This is a genomic window from Mitsuokella sp. oral taxon 131 str. W9106 (assembly GCF_000469545.1).
In the GTDB taxonomy this organism is placed as follows: Bacteria; Bacillota; Negativicutes; order Selenomonadales; family Selenomonadaceae; genus AWVT01.
Genome location: NZ_KI273057.1, coordinates 38,555 through 60,623, shown reverse-complemented (window position 1 = coordinate 60,623; position 22,069 = coordinate 38,555). Strand labels below are relative to the sequence as shown.

Annotated in this window: 24 protein-coding genes; 8 read left to right on the top strand and 16 right to left on the bottom strand. The window is 55.7% G+C overall.

Annotation, left to right across the window (positions count from 1 at the left end):
• Positions 1-248 precede the first annotated feature (248 nt).
• From HMPREF1985_RS03595 to HMPREF1985_RS03575, 5 genes are read right to left on the bottom strand one after another with little or no spacing between them, the layout of a single operon-like run.
• Entirely contained in the window at positions 249-947 is a 699-nt protein-coding gene (locus HMPREF1985_RS03595; RefSeq protein WP_051349052.1) for an ATP-binding cassette domain-containing protein, read from the bottom strand.
• On the bottom strand, positions 931-1,728 hold the full coding sequence (locus HMPREF1985_RS03590; protein WP_021771105.1) for an ABC transporter ATP-binding protein: 798 nt from the start codon (positions 1,726-1,728) through the stop codon (positions 931-933). The genes HMPREF1985_RS03595 and HMPREF1985_RS03590 overlap by 17 nt, the downstream gene beginning before the upstream one ends.
• The gene (locus HMPREF1985_RS03585) at positions 1,721-3,268 is read right to left on the bottom strand and encodes an ABC transporter substrate-binding protein (protein WP_040636967.1); all 1,548 of its coding nucleotides are present in this window, start codon (positions 3,266-3,268) and stop codon (positions 1,721-1,723) included. The genes HMPREF1985_RS03590 and HMPREF1985_RS03585 overlap by 8 nt, the downstream gene beginning before the upstream one ends.
• 26 nt (positions 3,269-3,294) lie before the next feature.
• Entirely contained in the window at positions 3,295-4,110 is an 816-nt protein-coding gene (locus tag HMPREF1985_RS03580) for an ABC transporter permease (protein WP_021771103.1), read from the bottom strand.
• Entirely contained in the window at positions 4,107-5,063 is a 957-nt protein-coding gene (locus HMPREF1985_RS03575) for an ABC transporter permease (protein ID WP_040636965.1), read from the bottom strand. Before HMPREF1985_RS03575 ends, HMPREF1985_RS03580 begins: the two co-directional genes overlap by 4 nt.
• A gap of 223 nt (positions 5,064-5,286) precedes the next feature.
• Between HMPREF1985_RS03575 and HMPREF1985_RS03570 the strand changes: the two genes are divergently transcribed.
• A complete protein-coding gene (locus HMPREF1985_RS03570) occupies positions 5,287-6,033 on the top strand; it encodes a class I SAM-dependent methyltransferase (RefSeq protein WP_051349050.1) in 747 nt (248 codons plus the stop codon).
• Here HMPREF1985_RS03570 and HMPREF1985_RS03565 read toward each other — a convergent pair.
• Positions 6,016-7,353 (bottom strand): L-lactate permease, encoded by a 1,338-nt coding sequence (locus tag HMPREF1985_RS03565; RefSeq protein ID WP_021771100.1) that lies wholly within the window; start codon positions 7,351-7,353, stop codon positions 6,016-6,018. The genes HMPREF1985_RS03570 and HMPREF1985_RS03565 overlap by 18 nt on opposite strands.
• A gap of 177 nt (positions 7,354-7,530) precedes the next feature.
• Here HMPREF1985_RS03565 and rpmB point away from each other — a divergent pair, with 177 nt between their 5' ends.
• Entirely contained in the window at positions 7,531-7,722 is a 192-nt protein-coding gene (gene rpmB, locus HMPREF1985_RS03560) for a 50S ribosomal protein L28 (RefSeq protein ID WP_021771099.1), read from the top strand.
• A gap of 120 nt (positions 7,723-7,842) precedes the next feature.
• Here rpmB and coaBC read toward each other — a convergent pair whose 3' ends face one another.
• Genes coaBC through dapF form a run of 6 tightly spaced genes read right to left on the bottom strand, consistent with a single transcriptional unit; the run spans position 7,843 to position 11,901 of the window.
• Positions 7,843-9,042: a bifunctional phosphopantothenoylcysteine decarboxylase/phosphopantothenate--cysteine ligase CoaBC gene (gene coaBC / locus HMPREF1985_RS03555; RefSeq protein WP_021771098.1), complete on the bottom strand. Its 1,200-nt coding sequence runs from the start codon at positions 9,040-9,042 to the stop codon at positions 7,843-7,845.
• Position 9,043: 1 nt separating this feature from the next.
• A complete protein-coding gene (gene rpoZ, locus HMPREF1985_RS03550; protein WP_021771097.1) occupies positions 9,044-9,277 on the bottom strand; it encodes a DNA-directed RNA polymerase subunit omega in 234 nt (77 codons plus the stop codon).
• Positions 9,274-9,876 carry a guanylate kinase gene (gene gmk, locus HMPREF1985_RS03545; protein WP_021771096.1) on the bottom strand — a complete coding sequence of 201 codons (603 nt, stop codon included), beginning with the start codon at positions 9,874-9,876 and terminating at the stop codon, positions 9,274-9,276. The genes rpoZ and gmk overlap by 4 nt, the downstream gene beginning before the upstream one ends.
• A complete protein-coding gene (gene remA / locus HMPREF1985_RS03540; RefSeq protein ID WP_021771095.1) occupies positions 9,873-10,151 on the bottom strand; it encodes an extracellular matrix/biofilm regulator RemA in 279 nt (92 codons plus the stop codon). The genes gmk and remA overlap by 4 nt, the downstream gene beginning before the upstream one ends.
• A 27-nt stretch (positions 10,152-10,178) precedes the next feature.
• Complete coding sequence (locus HMPREF1985_RS03535) at positions 10,179-11,057, bottom strand: YicC/YloC family endoribonuclease (RefSeq protein ID WP_021771094.1); 879 nt, start codon at positions 11,055-11,057, stop codon at positions 10,179-10,181.
• 16 nt (positions 11,058-11,073) lie between these two features.
• Positions 11,074-11,901, bottom strand: coding sequence for a diaminopimelate epimerase (gene dapF, locus HMPREF1985_RS03530; protein ID WP_040636963.1), 828 nt, complete (start codon positions 11,899-11,901; stop codon positions 11,074-11,076).
• Between the two features lie 328 nt (positions 11,902-12,229).
• On the opposite strand from dapF, the gene dat reads away from it, so the two are divergent.
• The 3 genes from dat (at position 12,230) to HMPREF1985_RS03515 (ending at position 16,300) form a co-directional block, all read left to right on the top strand.
• Entirely contained in the window at positions 12,230-13,090 is an 861-nt protein-coding gene (gene dat, locus HMPREF1985_RS03525; RefSeq protein WP_021771092.1) for a D-amino-acid transaminase, read from the top strand.
• 248 nt (positions 13,091-13,338) lie between these two features.
• Positions 13,339-14,724 (top strand): pyruvate carboxylase subunit B, encoded by a 1,386-nt coding sequence (locus HMPREF1985_RS03520; protein WP_021771090.1) that lies wholly within the window; start codon positions 13,339-13,341, stop codon positions 14,722-14,724.
• Positions 14,725-14,875: 151 nt separating this feature from the next.
• Complete coding sequence (locus HMPREF1985_RS03515; RefSeq protein ID WP_021771089.1) at positions 14,876-16,300, top strand: alanine/glycine:cation symporter family protein; 1,425 nt, start codon at positions 14,876-14,878, stop codon at positions 16,298-16,300.
• Here HMPREF1985_RS03515 and HMPREF1985_RS11565 read toward each other — a convergent pair.
• On the bottom strand, positions 16,281-16,634 hold the full coding sequence (locus tag HMPREF1985_RS11565; protein ID WP_155943515.1) for a hypothetical protein: 354 nt from the start codon (positions 16,632-16,634) through the stop codon (positions 16,281-16,283). The genes HMPREF1985_RS03515 and HMPREF1985_RS11565 overlap by 20 nt on opposite strands.
• Entirely contained in the window at positions 16,562-16,879 is a 318-nt protein-coding gene (locus HMPREF1985_RS11560; RefSeq protein WP_021771087.1) for a GntR family transcriptional regulator, read from the bottom strand. Before HMPREF1985_RS11560 ends, HMPREF1985_RS11565 begins: the two co-directional genes overlap by 73 nt.
• A 112-nt stretch (positions 16,880-16,991) precedes the next feature.
• Here HMPREF1985_RS11560 and HMPREF1985_RS03505 point away from each other — a divergent pair, with 112 nt between their 5' ends.
• Positions 16,992-18,248, top strand: coding sequence for an MFS transporter (locus tag HMPREF1985_RS03505; RefSeq protein WP_231385161.1), 1,257 nt, complete (start codon positions 16,992-16,994; stop codon positions 18,246-18,248).
• 188 nt (positions 18,249-18,436) lie between these two features.
• On the opposite strand, the gene cobO is transcribed toward HMPREF1985_RS03505, so the two are convergent.
• Positions 18,437-18,973, bottom strand: coding sequence for a cob(I)yrinic acid a,c-diamide adenosyltransferase (gene cobO / locus HMPREF1985_RS03500; protein ID WP_021771085.1), 537 nt, complete (start codon positions 18,971-18,973; stop codon positions 18,437-18,439).
• A gap of 93 nt (positions 18,974-19,066) precedes the next feature.
• Here cobO and HMPREF1985_RS11555 point away from each other — a divergent pair, with 93 nt between their 5' ends.
• Positions 19,067-19,828, top strand: coding sequence for a hypothetical protein (locus tag HMPREF1985_RS11555; protein ID WP_021771084.1), 762 nt, complete (start codon positions 19,067-19,069; stop codon positions 19,826-19,828).
• Complete coding sequence (locus HMPREF1985_RS11550) at positions 19,829-20,704, top strand: SGNH/GDSL hydrolase family protein (RefSeq protein ID WP_021771083.1); 876 nt, start codon at positions 19,829-19,831, stop codon at positions 20,702-20,704.
• 134 nt (positions 20,705-20,838) lie between these two features.
• On the opposite strand, the gene HMPREF1985_RS03490 is transcribed toward HMPREF1985_RS11550, so the two are convergent.
• Positions 20,839-21,990 carry a D-alanyl-D-alanine carboxypeptidase family protein gene (locus HMPREF1985_RS03490; protein ID WP_040636961.1) on the bottom strand — a complete coding sequence of 384 codons (1,152 nt, stop codon included), beginning with the start codon at positions 21,988-21,990 and terminating at the stop codon, positions 20,839-20,841.
• Positions 21,991-22,069 lie beyond the last annotated feature (79 nt).

Here is a 22,069-nt window from a genome sequence, read left to right as displayed (position 1 = left end):
TGTTATGATCCTTCCTGCATATACGAAATAGGGCTATTTTGACTACGGCGTTCCGCTCTAGCCGAGATAGCAAGGATACATCCAGTGCTTCCATCCTGACACATCTTTTTTGCCCGCACTTCGGCAGGAAAGCCTCTACCGAGTTAAAAATCGCTATTATTCAACTTATTTTATCGAATGAATTCTCTTCCTTCTTAAGCGATCCTTCGTGCGATTAAAAATGAATTTTTATTATACGAATTATTACACTAAGGCTGCACGGCAATTCTCCCATCCTCCATTTGCAGGATGCGCTCGGCAAGTCCTTCGAGCAGCGCGCGGTCATGCGTGATGAATAGGCATGCGAGACCTTTCTTTCTGCAAAGATCTTTTACGATCTGTACGATCTGCACCTGCATGATCGTGTCGAGCGCGCTCGTAATCTCGTCGCAGACAAGGAGCCGAGGTTCAGCAGCGAGCGCGCGGGCAAGCGCTGCCCGCTGACATTCGCCGCCGCTCGCCTCATGCGGGTAGCGCAGGGCGATTTCCTCTCCCAGTCCAACTTCATGCAAAAGCGAGCGCACGCGCCGAATGCGCTCTTCGCTGGCTACGCCGCGCGTACAAAGCGGCTCGGCGACGCTCCATCCGAGCGTTCTGCGAGGATCGAACGACTCGCGCGGCTGCTGAAAGATGAGCTGCGCCGCATCGTAGACCGCGCGGAGCTCCGTCCCACGCACATGTGTGACGTCACGCCCCATGAGGTGAATCGTCCCCGCATCCGGCTCCAAGAGGCGCAAAATGAGTCGCGCCGTCGTGCTCTTGCCGCAGCCCGACGCGCCGATGAGTCCGACGCACTCGCCCGCGCGGATCGAAAAGGAGACGTCTCGAATGCCGCGCGTCCCGCCCATTTTACCAAATCGTGCAGCATAGAACTTTCGCAGGTTCGTGACCTCAATCACAGATTCCATCTTTTCCGGTTCCTTTCCGTATCATGGGCATCGCTGCAAGAAGTGCCTTCGTGTAGGCACACTTCGGCGCCGCAAAGATTTCCTCGCGCGTGCCTATTTCGACGATCTTCCCTGCCCGCATGACGAGAATGCGATCCGCCATGTGCCGCGCAACGCCCATATCGTGCGTGACGAGGATCATGCTAAAGGGATGGGATGCCTTCAGCCTGAGCAGCAAATCCAAGACCTGCTCCTGCGCATGGCAGTCGAGCGATGCCGTCGGCTCGTCGGCAAGCAGGAGGCGTGGCGCGAGCACCATGGCCGCAAGGATGCCGACACGCTGCGCCATGCCTCCCGACAGCTCAAATGGATACGCCGAAAGGACGGACGGATCGAGCCCGATCTCTCCCATGAGCGACGATGCCCGTTCCATAATCGACTTCTTTGCGTCCGCTTCGTGCGACTGCACAGCTTCCACGATCTGCGCGCCGACGGTGCGGACAGGACAGAACGAAGCGCCCGAATCCTGGAAGACCATCGTGACGCCCCTGCCGCAGACGGCGCGATGCTCGCGCGGCGAAAGTGCTGCGAGATCGCACCCCTCCATGCGAAGCATCCCTTCGCGGAAGGCACTGCGCGGAAGGAGACCCATGATCGCGCGAAGCAGCGTGCTCTTCCCGCTGCCCGATTCGCCGACGACAGCGAGTGTCTCGCCCTCAACGACCGCAAACGAAACGGAATGAAGCGCCGCCTTTCCCGCATACGAGACACTCAGGTTTTCTGCTTCTACAATATTACTCATTCGCCTTATCCAGTTCCGAAGTAATCTCATAGTAGTCGGACGGATGTGCCGTGAATCCCATGACCCCTGTCTTCACGACAAAAGTCATGCGAAGATGTGCGGCGTAGAGAATCGCGCAGTCATCCAGTATCTGCTGTTCCATCTGTATGGCAAGCGCCGCACGGTCTGCCGCACCGAACGTATTATGAAGTTGCTCGGCGAGAGCGGAAAGGCGTCCATTCTCATAGCCGCCCTTATTTTCGACCGCTCCTGCCAGCACATGCCCGCTCAAATAGTATTCTGGATCGCCTGTTGGTGCTGTCACGATCGCATTTGAAAAGATGTCAAATGCGCCGTTTTTGAGAAATGTCCGATAGTTGTCCGTCGCGTTGACCGTGAGCTTCACACCGATCTCTTTGAGACTCGCCTGAAGCATCTCGGCGAGAAGCGGAAGCTCCTGCCGCGAGGTGTAGGTAAGATAGCGAAGTTCAAGCGGCTTGCCGTCCTTTTCGACGTACCCGTCACCGTCCGTATCCTCATAGCCCGCCTCGCGAAGCAGTGTGCGCGCACCCACCAGATCGTACTTGGGTGCCTTTACTGCCGCGTCGCCGTACGCGAGATTTCCGGGGAACGGGCCGACGGCAGGCACACCGTTTCCATGCAGAAGCACCTTGGAAAAGTTCTCCTTGTCTACCGCCATGCAGATGGCACGGCGCACGCGCACATCCTGCAGCGCAGGCGTCTTGAAGTTAAACGCAGCCTGATACGTGCGCGACGTCTCCGCTTGACTCATCTTGAATTTTTCGGGTGCGTTCCGAAAAAGCGGCAAGCTCGCATAAGGAAGCCCCTGTGCCGCATCGATCTCGCCGTTTTGGAGTGCCATCGTCAGCGTGTCGCCGTCGGTGATGCTCTTCACGACGATGCGGTCGAGCTTCGGCTTCGTCCCGCCCCAGTAATTCCTGTTCTTTACGAGATCGAGCTCCGTATCGGTCACGCGCTCTGCCACGTAAGGTCCCGTGCCGACGACGATGCGATCATGCTCGCCCGCCTCCATGTCGATGATGCAGGCGTAGGGATCCGCAAGATAATTTCGGAGCGCCGGAACTTTTTCGAGACAGTGGATCGTCACCGTCTGATCCTCCGCCTCGATGCGATCCATCTTAAGGTCTTTTGGCGCACGGTCGTGCTTTTCCACGAGATCTTCCAAGCAAGCTTTCACCGCTTCGCCCGTGACCTTCCTGCCGTTTGAAAACGTCACATCGTCGCGGATGAAGATACGCACCGTATTGTCATCCACCTGCTCATATCGCGCGGCGAGCCACGGCATGGGCTCCATCCTGTCATCGAAGCGAAAGAGCGTCTCACCGATGCCGTAGCGCAGCGTGCTCCATCCCGTATACGCTTCGTGCGGATTCGTGCCGACGTTCTCCATCGCTGTACCGTATGCCATCGTGCCGTAGGAAAACGTCTTTTCCTGTGCTGTATTCGCCTTGCCGCAGCCGCCCAAAATCATCGTGCAAAGCAGGAGAAGAGCAGCAACCCACATACCATTTCGCTTCATCGTCATGCTCCATTCAACGTAGTATCTCATTGATCACAGCGCGTATCAAGTGCATCGCGCATCGCATCGCCGAGCAGATTGAAAACGGCTACGCTCAGGAAGAGCGCGGCTCCCGGCGCGAGGATGACCCACGGCGCCGTCTGCAATAGACTTCGTCCGTTCGCCATCATCGCGCCCCACTCCGCCGTCGGCGGCGTTGCACCAAGTCCGAGGAACGAAAGCCCCGCAAGCTCCATGCTCGCCGTGCCGATATCGAGTGCCGCTGTAACGAGAAGCGGCCCTCCTATATTTGGCAGAACGTGGTACCAAAGAATGCACATGCGCCCCGCCCCTGCCATCCGTGCTGCCGCCAAAAAAGGCATCGCGCACAGGGAACGCGTGAGCGCGCAAGCGAGCCGGGCGTACTTTGGCCAGCTCATGGCCGCGAGCGCAAGTGCCGCATGAAACAGTCCTCCGCCAAGCACCCCCGCCAATGCGACGGCAAAGACGAGCGCGGGAAAGGCGAGAAATACATCTGCGGCACGCATGATCGCCGTGCGTACCCATCCGCTGCAAAATCCTGCCGCTGCACCGGCCACACAGCCAAAAACCGCAGCAGCGGCGACGAGTACAAGCGTCGCACCGAGTGTCGTCTGCGCGCCGACGAGGACGCGCGAAAAAACGTCGCGGCCATAGGAATCCGTGCCGAGAAGATACGTAGCAGACGGAGGCAAAAGCGCCGCCGATAGATCCTGCGCGTACGGATCGCATGGTGCGAGCACAGGCGCGAGGATCACGGCTGCGAGGAGCGCGCCGGTCATAAGAAGATACGGAAAAAGGGACTGCCATTCACAGCGTCTCATGCGCCCCCCTCCTTCTCACTGCGCTCCTCCATGCGCATGCGCGGATCGACCCACATCGAGACAAGATCGGCCGCGAGGTTCACTGCAACGTAGAGGATCGCCATCCATACGACGTAGGCGGCGATGAGCGGGTAGTCACGCATGAGGATCGCATCGACCGCCATCTTGCCGACGCCGTCCCACAGAAAGAGTGTCTCGACAATCGCCGTGCCACCGAGAAGCGAGCCGACCGAGAGCGCGAGCAACGTCAAGATCATCGGAAACGCCGACTTCATCACGCTGAAGCATAAAATGCGCCACATTGCGACGCCGCGTGCGCGCGCACCGAGCACGTAAGGCATGCCAAGCTCATCGAGGACGGCAGCCCGAATCTGCCGCGTGTACTTTGCGCCCATCGCGGAAACGAGCGTGAGCGTCGGCAGGATGAGGCTTGCTGGCTCTTCCGTTCTCCCCATGACAGGCAGAAGGCCGAGCTTGAGTGCAAAAAAGTAAAGCAGTAGAAGCCCGACGAAGAAATTCGGCAGCGCACTCCCAACGAAAGTGACGCTGCGAACCACTGCATCGAACAGACTTCCCCGAAAGACGGCGGCGATCACGCCGAGCGGCACGGCAAGAAGAAGCGTCACAAGAACGGACGCAACCATCAGCAGCGCCGTATTCGGCAGCTTCTCGGCGAATGTTTCCCAAACGGGCTTGCCCGAAATGTAAGAGCGACCCAGGTCGCCTGTCAGAACGCCCTCTGCCCATCGGCCGTACTGCACGGGAAGCGGCTGATCGAGCCCGAGCTCCGCCCGCTTCTCCGCCTTGATCTCCTCCGATACGACGCCCGACTGCTCGTAAATCATATCGACGGCGTCGCCTGCTGCAAAATGCATCATGGCAAACGTCAGAACCGTGATGCCAAAGAGAATCGGAACGAGCTGCAGCAGGCGATTTCGGACATAGTGCCCCATCAAGTACATTCCCTCTTTTCCGCGGTCATAATTCCTATTTTGCCTATTATAGCGAAACGAATAAAAAATTTTAACCCATAGCTGGGGATAGAAAACCCCCGCTGTGGGTTAAAATATTTCGATGGCTTCGCTATAATGATATTCACTATAATGATATAAGATCCAAACATTCCCGCATACGCCTTTGATCGGAATGCGGAACAGAAGCGGCAAGGAGCATCACATGCAAGGCAGAAATGAAGAAATGTCCGATGAAGATGAGGCGATCTTCGCACGGATCGAAGCGTATTGGGATGGGCGCAGCGCCGATTTCAGCGCGCACCGCCATCAGGAGCTATCCGGGCCAAATGCGTCAGCATGGCTCGGCGTGCTTCGCGAGCACTTGCCGCAGAAGAAGCATCTGCGCATCCTCGATATCGGCACAGGCTCCGGCTTTTTCGCAATCCTGCTCGCAGGCGAAGGGCATGCCGTGACGGGCATCGATATGTCGGCGGAGATGCTCCACGAAGCGAGGGCAGCCAGTCTCGCCTTTGGTCGGCGCGCGGCGTTTCAGAAGATGAACGCGCAGAAGCTCGCATTTTCCTCGGAGCGCTTCGACGCCATCGTCACGCGAAACCTCACTTGGACGCTTCCAGACGTCATGCAGTCGTACCGTGAGTGGCATCGCGTGCTCAAAAAGGGAGGCGTCCTACTGAACTTCGACTCGGACTACGGCGAGCAAACCTTCTCGAAGAGCGGCAGCCAAGCATCCGTCCATGCAGGTGTGCAGGAGGAACAGCTCACCACTTGCAATGCAATCAAGGGAAGCCTGCGCATCAGCATGCATCGTCGCCCTGCATGGGACACCTTCTTTCTTGAAAGCCTCGGCTTTCGCACAAAGATCGATTCCGATATCGCACCGCGCGTCTACCACGATGCAGCGCTCGCATATGATGACCTCCCGCTCTTCGCGCTATATGCACAGAAATAAGCCAGATCCGTCGAAGTACGCGATGGCGAAAAGCCCTATCCCGAATGCGAAGAGCACAGCCGTAAGGAACGTACGGCGCAAGATGCGCCCCTCCTGCCCCACGATGTCGACGGCAGACGTACCGAGCAGGATATTGCTCGGCGATAGGATCGTTCCGATCGCGCCGCCCGTCGTCTGGAGCGCGAGAAGCGGGATCGCGCTGAGTCCCAGCACCTCTGCCGCCTGCTCCTGAAATGCACCGAACAGGATATTCGAAGAAAGGTTGCTCGCGGTCAGGAACGAACCGAGCATGCCGACGTAGGCGGCGAAAAGCGGATAGCTTCTGCCCGCGAGTGTGGCGATGGCACTTGCCGCTGCCTGCGTCTGTCCCGTCATCACCATCACGGCTGCCATCGCGAGCAGAAGCGTGATCGGAAGCCCTGCAAGAACGGTGCGCCGCACGGCATAGACGAGCGCAGTGAAACCTATCGTCTTGATGTCCGTGCACAACGCGCGATGGTTTCCCTCGCGTTTTTTTTCATCTGTCGCGTTCGTCTCACCTCGCACGCGGAGGCAAAGAAAAAATGTGAGCAGGCCGGCAGATGCAGCGATGAAATTTGCTGGATTCACGCTCAAAAAAGCAATGCAGGCATCCTGCACGATGGATTGGATGAGTCCGATAGCGAGCACGAGCAGGAACGTCTGCTTCATGCCGCACCAGCCACCGATGAGGAATGCAATGATCCAGCCCGTCACGACACAGATCGGCGCAAAGAGATGTGACACACTGATCGCGAGCGCCGCGATCTCCTCCGTCTGCAATGTCATCTGCGTCAAGAGCCCTTCCCAACCGAGCGCAAACGTCCCGAATGTGCTGCCCCAGCACTGCCCAAGCTGTGCGATAAAGACGGCACGCGCAGGCGAAACGCCGCATTTGACGAGGATCGGCGCGCAGAGCAGCACGGGGATGCCGAATCCAGACGCCCCCTGCAGCAGATGAACGAAAAGCCAGCCGATGAGGAGTGCCTGCAGCACTGGATCCTCCGTTTGGCGGTGAAGCCACTCGATAAGCCGCGCAAAAAGCCCCATGTTCTCTGCTGCATTGTAAAGCAAAAGCGTCAGAAATATGACGAGAAGAATCGGCGCAGAGTGACACGCGCCTTGCACAGCGGCAATCGCCATTTTCCCCGGTACGCCAGCAAATGCCAACATCCCGACCGCAAAGGCACCGATAAGCCCCCAAAGTGCCGTCTCCCAAATGCTGCGGCGCAGGATGATCAAGAAAAATGCGAGCAGCGCAATCGGCAGGAATGTCGCCGCACTCGAAAACACGTCTTGCATAACACTTTCCTTCTAAGAGAAACATCTCTTTATTATCGGGTCAGTGGTAAAATAACCTACACCATATTTTACCAATTCTGTCAAGTTTCCTGCTTGCATGAGATTCTGATTTATGATAAAATGCTTTATATTGTGTTTTGGGATCAATTGTTCCCAGCGAGTAAGGAGGTGTAACACATGGCAAATGTTTGTGAAGTTTGCGCAAAGGGCGAGATGACGGGCAACAACGTCAGCCACTCCCACCTGAAGACGAAGCGTTCCTGGAAGCCGAACATCCAGCGCGTCCGCGCAATGGTCGACGGGGAGGTCAAGCGCATCAACGTCTGCACGCGTTGCCTGCGTTCCGGCAAGGTCGAGCGCGCCATCTGATGTACGATGGCATACAGCACAGCAGAAAGCTGATATATCATAAAAGGAACCGCCTAACGATGTTGGACGGTTCCTTTTACATTTATTGGGATTTTCTTTGCAGCCTGCGCTTTTATGCGTTCACGCTTCGAGACAGGCGGCGATGTGATCCAGGATGATGCCGGCAAGTTCCTGCTTCTGCATCAGCGGGTACTCCTGCACGCTTCCATCCGCCGAGAAGAGCTTGACGTGGTTCGTCTCGACGCCAAACCCCGCCCCTTTCTCAGAAACATCATTCGCGACAAGAAAATCGAGGTTTTTCTTTTGGAGCTTTTCCCGCGCGTACCGCTCGATATTCTGCGTCTCAGCAGCAAAGCCGACGAGAATCTGATGCTGTTTTTTTTCGCCAAGCTCCAGGAGTATGTCGGGGTTGCGCGTGAGCACCAGCGTAATCTCCCCGTCCTGCTTCTTTATCTTGTTTTTTGCGGCGGTCTTTGGGCGGTAGTCGGCAACTGCCGCCGCCTTGATGACGACATCGACATCGTTGTAGGCAGCGAGCACGGCATCGTGCATCTCGCGTGCCGTTTCGACCATCGTGCGCGATACGCCGGCAGGTTCTGGCAGCACACTCGGACCTGATATGAGCGTGACCGCGGCACCGCGTCGTACTGCTTCCGCTGCGATCGCATAACCCATGCGCCCCGTTGAACGGTTGCCGAGGTAGCGGACGGGGTCTAGCGGCTCGATCGTGCCGCCTGCCGTCACGAGGATGCGCGTTCCGGCAAGAGGCATCCCCGCACAAATGAGCCCCTCTAACGCCGCAATGATCTCATGTGGCTCCGGGAGCCGTCCCTTGCCCGATGTACCGCATGCGAGCTGCCCCGATGCCGGCTCAATGACCTGTATGCCGCGCGATTTCAGCTCCGTAAGGTTGCGCTGCGTAATGCGATTTTCGTACATATTCGTGTTCATCGCAGGTGCGACGACGATAGGCGCGCGCGTCGCGAGCAGCGTCGCCGTCAGCATGTCATCCGCAATGCCGCAGGCGAGCTTCGCAATGACGTTCGCCGTCGCAGGCGCGACGAGCACGAGGTCGGCAAGCTTTGCGAGCGCAATGTGCTCGACGTTGTAGGCATGCACTTTATCCCACATATTGGAGGCTACGGGGCATCCCGTGATCTCGCGGAATGTAAGTTCCGTGACGAACTCTTTCGCTTCGCGCGTCATGATGACATGAATCGAGGCTCCCGCTTTCTTGAGGCGGCTCGCAATCTCGACGGCCTTGTACGCCGCAATGCTCCCCGTCACGCCGAGCACGATGTTCTTGCCCGCAAATGTCATCTTAGAGGTTCTCCTTCGCGACCTTGTAGGAAATCTTGCCTTCGACAATCTCCTCGAGAGCATTCGTCACGTTCTTTGTCGAGCGCGCTTGCTCTGCCTTGACCTCATCACCGTCGAGGAGCTGACGCGCACGTTTCGCCGCGAGTACGACGAGCCCGTAGCGGCTGTCGACCTTCTTCATCAGTGCATCCGTCGAAGGATTGACCATGCTCATTTCCGTATTGATAGCTTTCATTTCCTTAACACCTCTGCGATCATTTCATCTTTTTCTTTTTTGCAATGCTCTGCAAGCACGATGGCCTGAATCCGTTCAACGGCATGCGCTACGGTATCGTTGATGATCCCATAGCCGTACTTATGGCCGAGCTCGATTTCCTCAGTTGCCGCACTAAGGCGTTTTGCAAGAACCTCCTCTGTCTCCGTACCACGGCCGCGGATGCGTCGCTCCAGTTCGGCAAGCGAAGGCGGAAGAAGAAAGATGAATATGCCGTCGGGGCACTTCTTCATGACGTTCAGGGCTCCCTGCGTATCAATCTCAAGCAGGATATCCTGCCCCTTCCCGCGCCGCTCCTCAATTTTTGCAAGAGGCGTTCCGTAGTAGTTGCCATAAACGTTCGCATACTCCAAAAAGCCGCCCTCCGCAATCATCTTCTCGAACGCCGCCTTGTCGAGGAAGTAGTAGTTCTTGCCATCGACTTCCCCTTCCCGTGGCGTCCGCGTCGTCGCCGAAATCGAATAAGCGAGCGCAGGCGTCTTTTGAAGGAGCTCGGTGCAGACTGTCCCCTTTCCCGTTCCGGATGCTCCGGATACGACGATCAATAGGCCTTTGCTCATTCGCTTTCTTCCTTGTCCCTGTTCTTTGCGTCCTCGTCCACGATCACGCGGTTTGCGACCGTCTCCGGCTGAACGGCAGAGAGGACAACGTGGTCGCTGTCCATGATGACGACGGCGCGCGTCCTGCGGCCGTACGTCGCATCGATGAGACGGCTGCCGTCGCGCGCCTCCTGCACGATGCGTTTGATCGGCGCGGACTCAGGACTCACGATCGCAATGACGCGATTTGCCGAAACGAAGTTGCCGAATCCTATGTTGATGAGTTTGATTTCCATCCAAAATCCCTTTCATTGCTGCGGTGGTCACTCAATGTTCTGTACCTGCTCGCGGAGTTTCTCGATCTCGCCTTTCATATCGACGATATATCTTGCAGCCTGCGTGCTGTTCGCCTTTGAGCCGATCGTATTCGCCTCGCGATTGATTTCCTGTATGAGAAAGTCGAGCTTGCGTCCGACCGGTGCTTTCGCATGCCTCAGCATCGAGCGGAACTGCTGGAAATGACTTCTGAGCCGAACGACTTCTTCCGTATAGTTGACCTTGTCTGCGAAGAGCGCCATCTCCTGTACGATACGCGTATCATCAATATCCTGTTCAGCAAGTAGCTCGTCCAAGAACTCTTTTATGCGCGTACGGTACGCCTGCACGATCTCGGGAGCAAGCGCTTCGAGCGAGTCGGTGAGATGTGCGAGCACATCGAGCCGCGCCAAAAAGTCGCGCTCGATGTTCGCTCCTTCCGCCCTTCGCATTGCCGTGAGGGATACGAGTGCCTCGCGGAGCACATTGAGGAGCATCGGTTCCAAGCCTTCGAGCTCCTGCGCCCGCTCGATCCGAAGAATATCGGGAAAGGCGGCAATCGCTGTGACGTCGTCGGGACGCGGCAGGCGAAGCACGTCGCTCATGCGGTTGAGTGCCTGCTGATACGAAAGCGCCAAATTCTCGTCAAGTGTGACGTTAGCCGCCTGCTCACGCCTGTCGATGAAACTGACTGTGACATCCACCTTTCCACGCGACAGCGCGGCATGAATCTCCTTGCGCATCGCCGCTTCGTATGCGGCGAGCTGATGCCCCATGCGAAAATTAAGTTCGAAAAAACGCTGGTTGACCGAACGTACCTCTATTGAAACCTTATAGGCATCCGTCTCCGCCAAAGCAGAGCCGAATCCCGTCATGCTGTTCAGCATACTGCACCCTCTCCGCTCAAAGCTTTCCTGAATAGACCATCTCGGCGGGGCCGGTCATAAAGACGTGATTGTTCGCTGCCCATTCGACCATGAGCTTGCCGCCGTCCAGCTCGATTTTCACCTTGCGCTCCGTCTTGCCGTTCAGGATGGCGGCGACCGCCGTCGCGCAAGCACCCGTTCCGCAGGCAAGCGTCACGGCAGCGCCGCGTTCCCAAACGCGCATGCGGATATGCGTGTGGTCGCGCACCTCGGCAAATTCCGTGTTCGTCTTTTTCGGAAACGCCTCATGATGCTCAAACGAGGAGCCGACGTCCGCAATCGGAAACGCCTCTGCGTCCTCGACAAAGATGACGCAGTGCGGGTTTCCCATCGAGACGCAAGTCATGCGGTATTCCTTTCCAAGAACAGCAATCGGCGCGTCGACGACACGATCCTTGCCGAAGCCTAAAACCGGGATCTCCTCTGCCGCGAGATGCGGCTCGCCCATGTCAACGCGCACGCCTGTGACACATCCCGCCTTTATGATAAGGTGCGGCACGAGCACGCCTGCCCCCGTCTCAATCGTAAGCTCCTCCTTGTCTGTCAAGCCGAAGTCGTGGGCATAGCGCGCAACGCAACGAATCCCGTTTCCACACATCTCCGCCTCGCTTCCGTCGGCGTTCAAAATGCGCATGCGAAAAGCCGCAATCCTAGACGGCAGGACAAGCAGGATCCCGTCTGCACCAATGCCGTAGTGCCGGTCACAGATACGCCGCACGTCCGCCGCGTCATGCTTCCATTCCGATTCCATGCAGTCGACGAGGACGAAATCATTGCCGCATCCCTGCCATTTCGTAAAGTCCATCATGAGTCTCCCCTTACGTTCTATCTTCATTCTATTATTATATGGGTTTCGCATACGTGTTGCAAGGGGGCATTCCTTGTATTTTGACTGTATGTGTAGGTTTGTCAATCATGTATTGCAAAATACCCATGCAAAGAGAGCGCACCTAATAATAGTGGCCTGACCCACAAACAAATAGTTGGCTTTTAGTTGGCTTTCCCAAGCCTGTCGTTTGTGGTCACGGAAAATCCTTCCCTTAATGGAAACGGAACGGAAGGATTGCCCTATCTCTCAATATTTGCGATAATAAAGGCAACATGTAGTTTGAATTTCTTTTGGAGGGATTTCGATGGAACTGGCTTTTTTCGATGGCACATTTATCCGACCCGACGAGCGCAAGGTTCTGCTCGAGGATCGTGGCTATCAGTTCGGTGACGGCATCTACGAGGTCACGCGTGTCTACAACAGGACGTGTTTTGCGCTTGACCGTCACCTCGCGCGCTGCCGCCGCTCCCTGCGCGAGCTTCGCATCCCCATCACTTACATGGACGAAGAACTAGCCGCCATACATCACGACATCATCAAAAAGAGCGGCATCAAAGACGGTACGATCTACTTCCAAATCACACGCGGCGTGGGAAAACGTACGCACACCTTTCCCGATCAGGTCGTGCCGCTTCTCTCGATGACAATACGCGAATCGAAACCCAATTCCGAGTGGCAGGAAAACGGCATCCACTGTGGTCTCTTTGAAGACATCCGCTGGCTTCGCTGCGACATCAAAACGCTCAACCTCCTCGGCAACATCTTTGCAAAACAGGATGCACATGACAAGGGACTGCAGGGAACGATCCAATACCGCAGGAATACCAATCTCATCACGGAAGGCGCATCGAGTAATTTCTTCTGTGTCAAGGATGGCGTCATTTGGACGCACCCCGCCGATAATCTGATCCTAAAGGGCGTGACTCGCTCGATTCTCCTTGAAGAAATCATCCCCCATCTCGGCTATACCGTCGTTGAAAAGGCAATCTCGCCCGAATTTGCCCTCTCGGCAGATGAGGCGTTCGTCACGAGCACGAGCCTTGAGGTAACACCCGTCGTCAACATCGCCGGCCATACCATCGGAGATGGTGCACCCGGCAAGGTCACACAGAGTCTTCTCGCGTCCTATCACGCACTAGTCAAGAAAGCTTGCTACGAAAAATGACGAAAAATGGTAGCATAAACCAAATGTATGATTCCAATTAGTTATACATTGGGAAAAGAATCACATTATTCATTGACAAAGGAAAAATTAGTACCTATACTAGGCATGTGATATAAATTATTACGATGCCGTTGAACCATGAAGTCATCGTGCATCTGCGCATAATTCCATGGTTCGTTCCTTTTGTTTTGGTTGTATGCTGCATAGCAAAAAGTTATGTTACCATATTTTAAAGGAGTGTTTTGTTCATGGCTAAGAACCCGGTCAAAATCATGGAAACTGTCCTTCGTGACGGTCATCAGTCCCTTTGCGCGACGCGTATGCGCACCAGCGACATGATGCCGCAGCTTGAGGCACTCGACAAAGTCGGCTACAAGGCTCTCGAAGCGTGGGGCGGCGCCACGTTTGACACCTGCCTTCGTTTCCTCGACGAGGATCCATGGAAGCGCCTCGATACGTTGAAGGCACATCTCAAGACGCCGATCCAGATGCTCCTGCGTGGTCAGAACCTCCTCGGCTACAACCATTATTCGAACAACGTCGTGGAAAAGTTCGTTCAGAAAGCTTCCGAGCACGGCATCGGCGTCTTCCGTATCTTCGATGCGCTCAACGATGTCCGAAACCTCAAGGTCGCAATCGAAGCGGCCCTGAAGTGCAAAGAAAAGCCGGAAGTCCAAGGCTGTCTCGTATACACGCTGAGTCCTGTTCATACGAACGAAACGTTCGTCGAACTCGCCAAGGAACTGCAGTCCATGGGTTGCCATTCTGTCTGCATCAAGGATATGTCCGGCCTTTTGAAGCCGTATGTCGCGGAAGACCTCGTCAAGAAACTCAAGTCCGCTCTTGATATCCCAGTTGAGCTCCATACGCACTGCACGTCTGGCTTCGGCCATGCGACGTACCTCAAGGCGATCGAGGCAGGCGTCGACATCATCGACACAGCGCTCGCACCATTCTCCTCCGATACGTCCCAGCCGTGCACGGAGACGATGATCCGCATGCTCGAAGGAACGGATCGCGATACGGGCATTGCCGTCCAGCAGCTCACGCCGATCTCCAAGCACTTCCTCGAAGTCAAGAAGCGTCTCATCAAGGAGTTCAACCTCAAGGGCTACTTCGACATCAATCCGAACGTCCTCGATTTCCAGATCCCGGGCGGCATGCTCTCAAACCTCGCCAATCAGCTCAAAGAAGCCGGCATGGAGGACAAGTATCAGGATCTTCTCGACGAGATGCCGCGCGTCCGCAAGGATGTCGGCTATCCGCCGCTCGTCACGCCATCTTCGCAGATCGTCGGCACGATGGCAACATTCAACATCATGAGCGGCGAGCGCTACAAGATGGTGCCAAACGAATTCAAAGACCTCGCGCGCGGCAAGTTCGGCAAGACGCCAGTTCCGGTCGATCGCGACTTCCTGACGAAGACTCTCCACGTTGATCCGAGCGAGATTATCACGGATTGCTCCATCGAAGATGCAAAGGCAGAATCCTTCGCAGACTTCGAGGCAGAACTCAAAAAAAAGGGCTATCTGAACCCATCCGAGGAAGATGTTCTCTCCTACGCACTCTTCCCGCAGGTTGCCGAGGAATTCTTCCAAGCTCACTTCAAGAAGATTACAGCGTACGTCAAGTAATATCCGCTTAACTGGAGACGAAGCCAGTGCCCACCGCTAGACGGTATGGGTACTGGCTTTTTCCGTTTCGTTGCAAGCTTGACGTTATTATACCTCTTTTTGTATAATAGCTATATGTTTATTATATGGTTTTTGAAAAGGAGGCTTTTTTATGGACTTATTGAACACCATCGTTTCAGAAGTCAATACGGTCTTATGGTCGTACGTCATGATCGTTCTGCTCATCGGCTGCGGTCTTTGGTTCACCCTTTCAACAAAGTTCGTACAGCTTCGCATGCTCCCCGAGATGCTGCGCCTTATCACGGATGGCATTGGTCACCGTCCCGATGGCGATGCCATCAGCTCCTTTCAGGCGTTTTGCGTCAGCACGGCATCACGCGTCGGTGTCGGCAATATTGCCGGCGTCGCTATCGCCATTGTCTTGGGCGGTCCCGGTGCCGTTTTTTGGATGTGGCTCATCGCCTTCATCGGCTCAGCGACAGGCTTCGTCGAGAGCACGCTTGCGCAGATATACAAATTGCCACGCGGAAACGGCAAATTCCACGGCGGTCCTGCCTATTACATAAAAAATGCATTGAAACAGCCTGGTGTCGCAAAACTCTTCGCTTTGCTCATCTCCGTTACATTCGGTCTCGTCTACGTATCGGTCCAGGCGAACACAATTGCGCTTTCCTTCCAAACCGCGTTTTCCATCCCCCCCATTACTACGGCCATTGTGCTTTCCATCCTGACCGCTCTCGTCATTTTCGGCGGCATGAGGCGCATCGCACGGTTCACGGAATGGCTTGTGCCCATCATGGCAACGATCTACATCCTTGCCGCTATTCTCGTCGTCCTCTTTAACATAGAGAAGGTGCCTTCCGTCATCGTACTCATCTTCCACGATGCCTTTACCGCACAGGCAGCAGTTGGCGGTGGGCTCGGCGGTGTTATCCTGACAGGCGTCAAGCGCGGTCTCTTTTCGAATGAGGCAGGCGAAGGCTCCGTTCCGAACGCTGCCGCAACGGCAAATGTCACACATCCAGTCAAGCAGGGACTCGTGCAGGCGTTCGGCGTTTATGTTGATACGTGGCTCGTCTGCTCCGCTACGGCATTCATCGTACTCCTCACGCAGCAGTATACGATCGGCGGCGAACTTACGGGCATCGCGCTCGCGCAGCAATCGCTCGCGACCGTATTCGGCCCTATTGCACCGCCTGCTGTCGCCATCCTCATTTTCCTCTTTGCCTTCAGCTCAGTCGTAGGCAACTACTACTATGGTGAAATCAACATCGCATTCTTCGAAGGCAATGTCAGGAAATACCTCTTCGTCTTCCGCATCGGCGTCGTCCTCATGGTGCTCTTCGGCTGTTTGGCCGAGCTTTCCTTCGTCTGGAACCTCGCTGACCTCTTCATGGGCTTCCTATGCATTACCAACCTCTATGCGATCGCACGCCTCTACAAATACGCAAAAATCGCACTTCACGGCTACGTCGAGCAGAAACGCAACGGCATCAAAGAGCCTGTATTCAATCCTGCTGACCTAGGTAACGAAACCGGCATTCATTCTTGGGGCATCAACGAGAAAAAAGCATGATCTTTTCTTCTCGAATGGAAAACAAAAATAAGGACATCCACTGCGGACGCAATTTTGCCCCCGTCGAATTTGACGGGGGCAAAGTTGCGTCTGCAGAAAATACCAAGGAATCACGGATAAAATGAAGTTCGTCAGATTGGCGTAGATTTTTCGTCCGAATGATGCGTTTCACGACATCAACATCAACATCGTTTGGAATGACGGGTTCGATGCCTTGCTCGATCAGATCGTGAACGATCCGAAATCCGCAACGCCAGCTCCTCATTTGTTGGCGGCGATCAGAGGGCAAGGCGGATAAAAGAATGCAGCGTTCGGCGAGACGAATGTCCCGCATCCCATGACCGCATAAATCAACCTCTTGTCCGTGCAGAGGCGAAAGGCACGTATCACCGTGCTCAGATTGAGGTCGAGAAAATCGGCTAGCTCCCGCTGCGGTGGGAGTTTTGTGTGCGGCGGCAGCCGTCCGCCGAGGATATCGCGCTCGAACCGCACAGCAGGCGTACGATAAAACGGAGCATACAGTCTTGTGCGATCCGGCCGCCATGTCATCGGATAGTCGCCAACTGAATGGATGGGCATAGGGTATCTTCCGTAACATTGTCATACATACAATCTTTCTATTGAAATCATACAATAAGCAGTATAACATGATAATTGTATGTATTATACCACAGAAGGAATGATGATGGATATGAAAAATGACATTGCTTCAACGAACACAACGGCATCCGTATCTCTTCATATCCTGCCCTTTATACTGGTCGGCTCGTTCCTGTCCATCTTCGATCAGTTCGTGATCAATGTCGCCGCCCCCGCCATCATGGCATCGTTACATCCCTCAGCAGCAGCATTCGAGGGTATTATGAGCGGCTATGCGCTCATCTACGGCATGGGTCTGATTGTCGGCGGACGCCTCGGCGACCGATTCGGAAGGCGGCGGGCCTACCGAATCGGACTGCTTCTCTTTGCCGCGACCTCGCTGCTCTGCGGCTGCGCACAAACAGCTGGCCAACTTGTCATCGCACGCCTTCTACAGGGACTTTCGGGCGCGGTTATGGTCCCACAGGTGCTCGCTCTGATCCGTGTCTCATACGAAGGAAAAACACGTGTGCAGGCACTGTCCGCATTCGGCGTCTCCATCGGGCTTGGGCAGATCATGGGGCAAGTGCTCGGCGGCTGGATTCCTGCATGGAATATTTTGGGGTTCGGCTGGCGCATGATCTTTCTCGCCAATATGCCCATCTGCCTGATCGCCGCGATTGGCTGCACGTCGCTTCCCTTGGATCCAAACGCTGCATACGAGGCACGCCACAACCAGCTTGGAAATCCGCTTCGGCTCTTCCGATATCGCGGCTATGCGATCGGAATTCTTCTCAATGTATGCCTGTACGCCGCCATTGTCCCCTTCTTTGTTGTGCTCGGCCTCTACCTGCAGAATATCTGCAGGCTCGCACCACAGACGGCGGGACTCGTCTTTATGGCAGTCGGCACAGGATTTGTCCTAGCCTCGTCTGCAGGACCCACACTCATGCGGAAGTTTGCGCCGCCACGCGTGCTGATCTATGGAACGATCTGCACAAGCGCAGGCATCCTCGCCGTGCTGCTCGGCACAATAACGGGACAGTCCACTGCAATCCCCTTCGTCATCCTCGCCCTGTTTCTCCTTGGGCTCGGCAACGGCACGGTGATTCCCATTGCAACAGGTGTCGTCCTGCGCTATCTGCCGATTGCGGATGCAGGTGTTGGCAGTGCCATCCTGACGACGGGACAACAGCTCGCAGGTGCGCTCGGAATTATGCTTGCAGGCGAGTTTCTGATGGGAGACGGCATCCCCCTCGACTCTCCCACAGCCTATGTGGACGGCCTCTCCCTTCAGGTATGCGCCGCATCGGCTGCACTCTGCTGCGCCATTTCCCTCAGCCGTATCTCTTCCGTGCAAGATATGTGAGGATAGAAGACAACGGAAGATTTGCGCTTGCCTCATTCCTCAATCTATCTTATACGACCATAGTGGACGGAGACTGTCATCTCCGGCAAACAGACACAAAGCGAAATAATGGAAAACGTAAAAACATCCTCTCGCTCCAAAACGAGAGGATGTTTCCTGCATTGGTCTCTCACGGTTTCTTCGATCCCTTAAAACTCGATGCCCTTTTGGGCCTTGATCCCCTGTTGGAAAGGATGCTTCACAAGACGCATCTCCGTCACGAGATCGGCACGTTCGATGAGTGCAGGGCACGCATCGCGTCCCGTGATGAGCAAGTGGAGTCCGAGTGGACGCAAATCGAGAAGAGCCATGAGTTCTGCTTCCGACACGAGCCCGAACTTCACAGCGTAGTTGAGTTCGTCCAAGATGACGAGATCCCATGCACCGCACGTGATCGCCACACGCGCTTTTTCGAGTGCTGCCTCTGCAGCCCGTCTATGTGCCACGTTTTTTTTCTCGCCTTTGCGCGTGAAGCCGAGACCGCATTGCGTGATCTGGATGCGTCCGTCTGCCTGCGCGAGCGCCTCGATGGCACGCAGCTCGCCATACTCCCAGCTGCCCTTAATGAACTGCAGGATGCATACGCGCATACCGTCTCCCCATGCACGAAGGGCAAGACCGAGTGCTGCCGTTGTCTTTCCTTTTCCATCGCCCGTATGGACGAGAAGGAGTCCTTGCTTTTTCATTCGCATTATTCCTTCCTTAATGGTATACTGGTAATGTTACGGTATCATATTACCATACATTCCGAATCCACTTTATACTCATAGGTTATCACCGTGATAAAAAAACTTCCGCATTTCCTGCTTTTTCTTTTTCTCATAACAGCCTACGTCGTCGCTCTTTCCTTCACCGTTGAACGATACGATACGCTCGGACTCCAAAAGCACACGATCGAAACTGCATTTGCAGAGAAAAACGGACGTCTCTACCTTTCGTGGACACCGCTCCCCTACCCTTGCTACTACAAAGTCGACGTCCTGTCACCGACGACGGGACTCGTCGAAGGCGAGGCGGGATTCCATCTCTTTGGTTCCTATTACACGCGTGAGCCGTCGATCGAATTGCCGCGAACGGCGATTCCGACATCGTACCGCGTCACGGCGTACGGCATTTTCGGCAAGGTCGGCAGCGACGCTGTCCCCGCAGCCAATCCGGATTTTCCAAAGCGGCCAAAGCATCCCGCCATCATCTCGCATTACGGCAAAGATACTCCTGCAAGCCTCATGCCGTTTCTCGTTTGGCACAACGTTCCTGGTGCCGTCTGCTACGAGCTTGAGATCCTTTCCCTGCCGCCGGATGCCGAAGGCGGTACGGTTCTCGCAGCGAGTCCGAAGCATCTGGAGAGCACGCACGAAATTTTCACAAACGGCTGGCAAGCCGATCTGCGCCCTTATGCAGACTCCGGCGTAGTCTATTGGCGCGTCCGTGCACTCGACCTCCACTTGCAGCCCATCGGTGAATTCTCCAAGGCGGAGGCAGTCACGCTCGATTCGAGCTTGCCGCTTCCGACTCACCCGCTGCTCAACGAATACGACTAGATGCCGCACTTCAAGCAACCGCTCTACCCCGTCTACAACTGGATCCCGCTGCACGGCATCATGCGCTACGAAGTCGAGCTCATGGCGGATCCTCCCGCGCAGCCAAACGGCACGCAGCCTGACCCTGGTCGGGCGTGGAGCAAGATCGTAAATGCCGCCACGACGTGCTACGACGAGTACCCACGCCCCTACGCTGGCGATTACTACTGGCGCGTGCGCGCCATCGATGCGGAAGGAAACGCGATCGGCACATGGTCGGATGCGGCGCATTTCGTCGTGAACAAACACCCAAAGCGTGTCAAAGTTGCCGTGCTTGGCGACAGCATCACGCATGGCGGCGGATCCATCTCCTACCCGCCCTCGGCACTTGAGTACAGCTATACGACGTATTTCGACTTTCCCTGTCTCAACCTCGGCAGGAGCGGCGACACCTCACGCATGACGTGCGACCGTTTCGAGCAGGACGTCTTGCCATTCCATCCCCAAAATCTCTTGATTCTCACTGGCTCAAACGGCCTGCGCACCTCGACGATCTCCGCACAGGACATCATTGACGACCTCGCAGCGATCGAAGAGAAGTGCCGTGCGCACGACATACGCCCGATTTTTATGACGCTCATACCGATCAACCCAACGAATATCCGGTTTGCGTTTCATGCGGAGACCGATCCGAATTGGAATGAGAAGCTTCGCCTGATCAACATGTGGATTCGCTCGCACGACTGCTGCATTGACCTCGAACCGTATTTCTACAATGAGACGGGGACGGATCTGGATGAATCGTTCTCGGTCGACGGGCTGCACCCTGATATTCAAGGAAAAATGCTCATGGGAGAGATCGTAAATGCCAGCGAGGCACATGCGTTGCTAAAGTGAATCGGCATCGTGCCGTATGCAGCACGCACACTTGCATGCAAGGGAAAGCCCGCCCACAAAAATACTGTCCTCTTGCCAAACGCACTTTTTGGTTGAACAAGACAATCGGACGGATGGTGTATGGGCGGGCTTCTTCAAATCCGGTTAATAACACCCTCGAAGAGGCCGACAAAAAAGGAGCCGATGCTGAATCCGGGCAACACTTTATCGGCTGCCATATTGACGGTGCCGACGGGTTCCCCTTTATATAGGAGCGTCATCTTTCCGACGATTTCACCGTCTTTCGCAGGCGCAGCGATGACACTCGGCACGTCACAGTGGATCGTGTAGTTCTTTGCGTCTTCGCCATCGATGATCGGGTAGTTGATATCCTCGACAGGGCGGACAAATGTTCGCGCCTCCTGCCCACCCTTGACCCAAACCTTGCGCGCAGTCCTGCTGCTCGTAATGCCCCGCACCATCGTGACGTGCCGAAAACCGTAGTCGAGCATCTTGCGCGCGTCGTCAAAACGATCATTTGGTGTCGGTGCGTGCATGACGATTGCGATGAGCGAGACGCCTTTGCGCTCGGCAGACGCTGCGAGACAGCCCCCCGCCGCATTCGTCCATCCCGTTTTGATGCCCGTGATACCGTCGTAGTGACCGAGGAGCTTGTTCGTGTTCTCGACCGGCAAAAACTTATCCTTTGGGAACGTCCAGCGAATGCCGGCGTTTTGCTGCCCGACGATCGAGCGGAACGCCTTGTTCCTCATCGCGTACCGAGCAAGACGCGCCATGTCGTGCGCCGTGGAATAGTGCATGGGGTTCGGCAAGCCATTCGGGTTGGCAAAGTGCGTATCCTTCATGCCGAGCTCAGCCGCCTTTTCATTCATGCGTTTCGCAAAGCTCGTCACGCCGCCGTCGATATGCTCGGCAACGGCGACGGCCGCGCCGTTATCGGAGCACAGCATCATGCCGGTCAAAAGCGCATCTGCCGTCAGCCGCTCGCCTGCGAGGATGCCGAGCGGCGTGTCTTCCGTCTGCTCGGCATTCGGGGTAATGAAGATTTCCGCGCGCGGACTGACGTTTTCAAGTGCGAGGATGCACGTCATCATCTTCGTCATGCTCGCGGGGAAGCGGCGCTCTTCGGCATTCTTCTCCCATACCACGCGTCCCGTCTCCGTCTCGATGAGAATGGCAGCGTCCGCCGTGATGGCTGGCTCTTCTGCGCTTGCCATGCGGGGGACGGGCAGCAAAGTGGCGGCAAGGACGACAAAAACCGCCGCAGCATAGTGTAAAAATCGCAAGGAAATGCCTCCTGAAGCTACAAGAATACGATCCCGTCCATTATAACACGTTCCCCCCACTTGTCGATAGCGCATCACC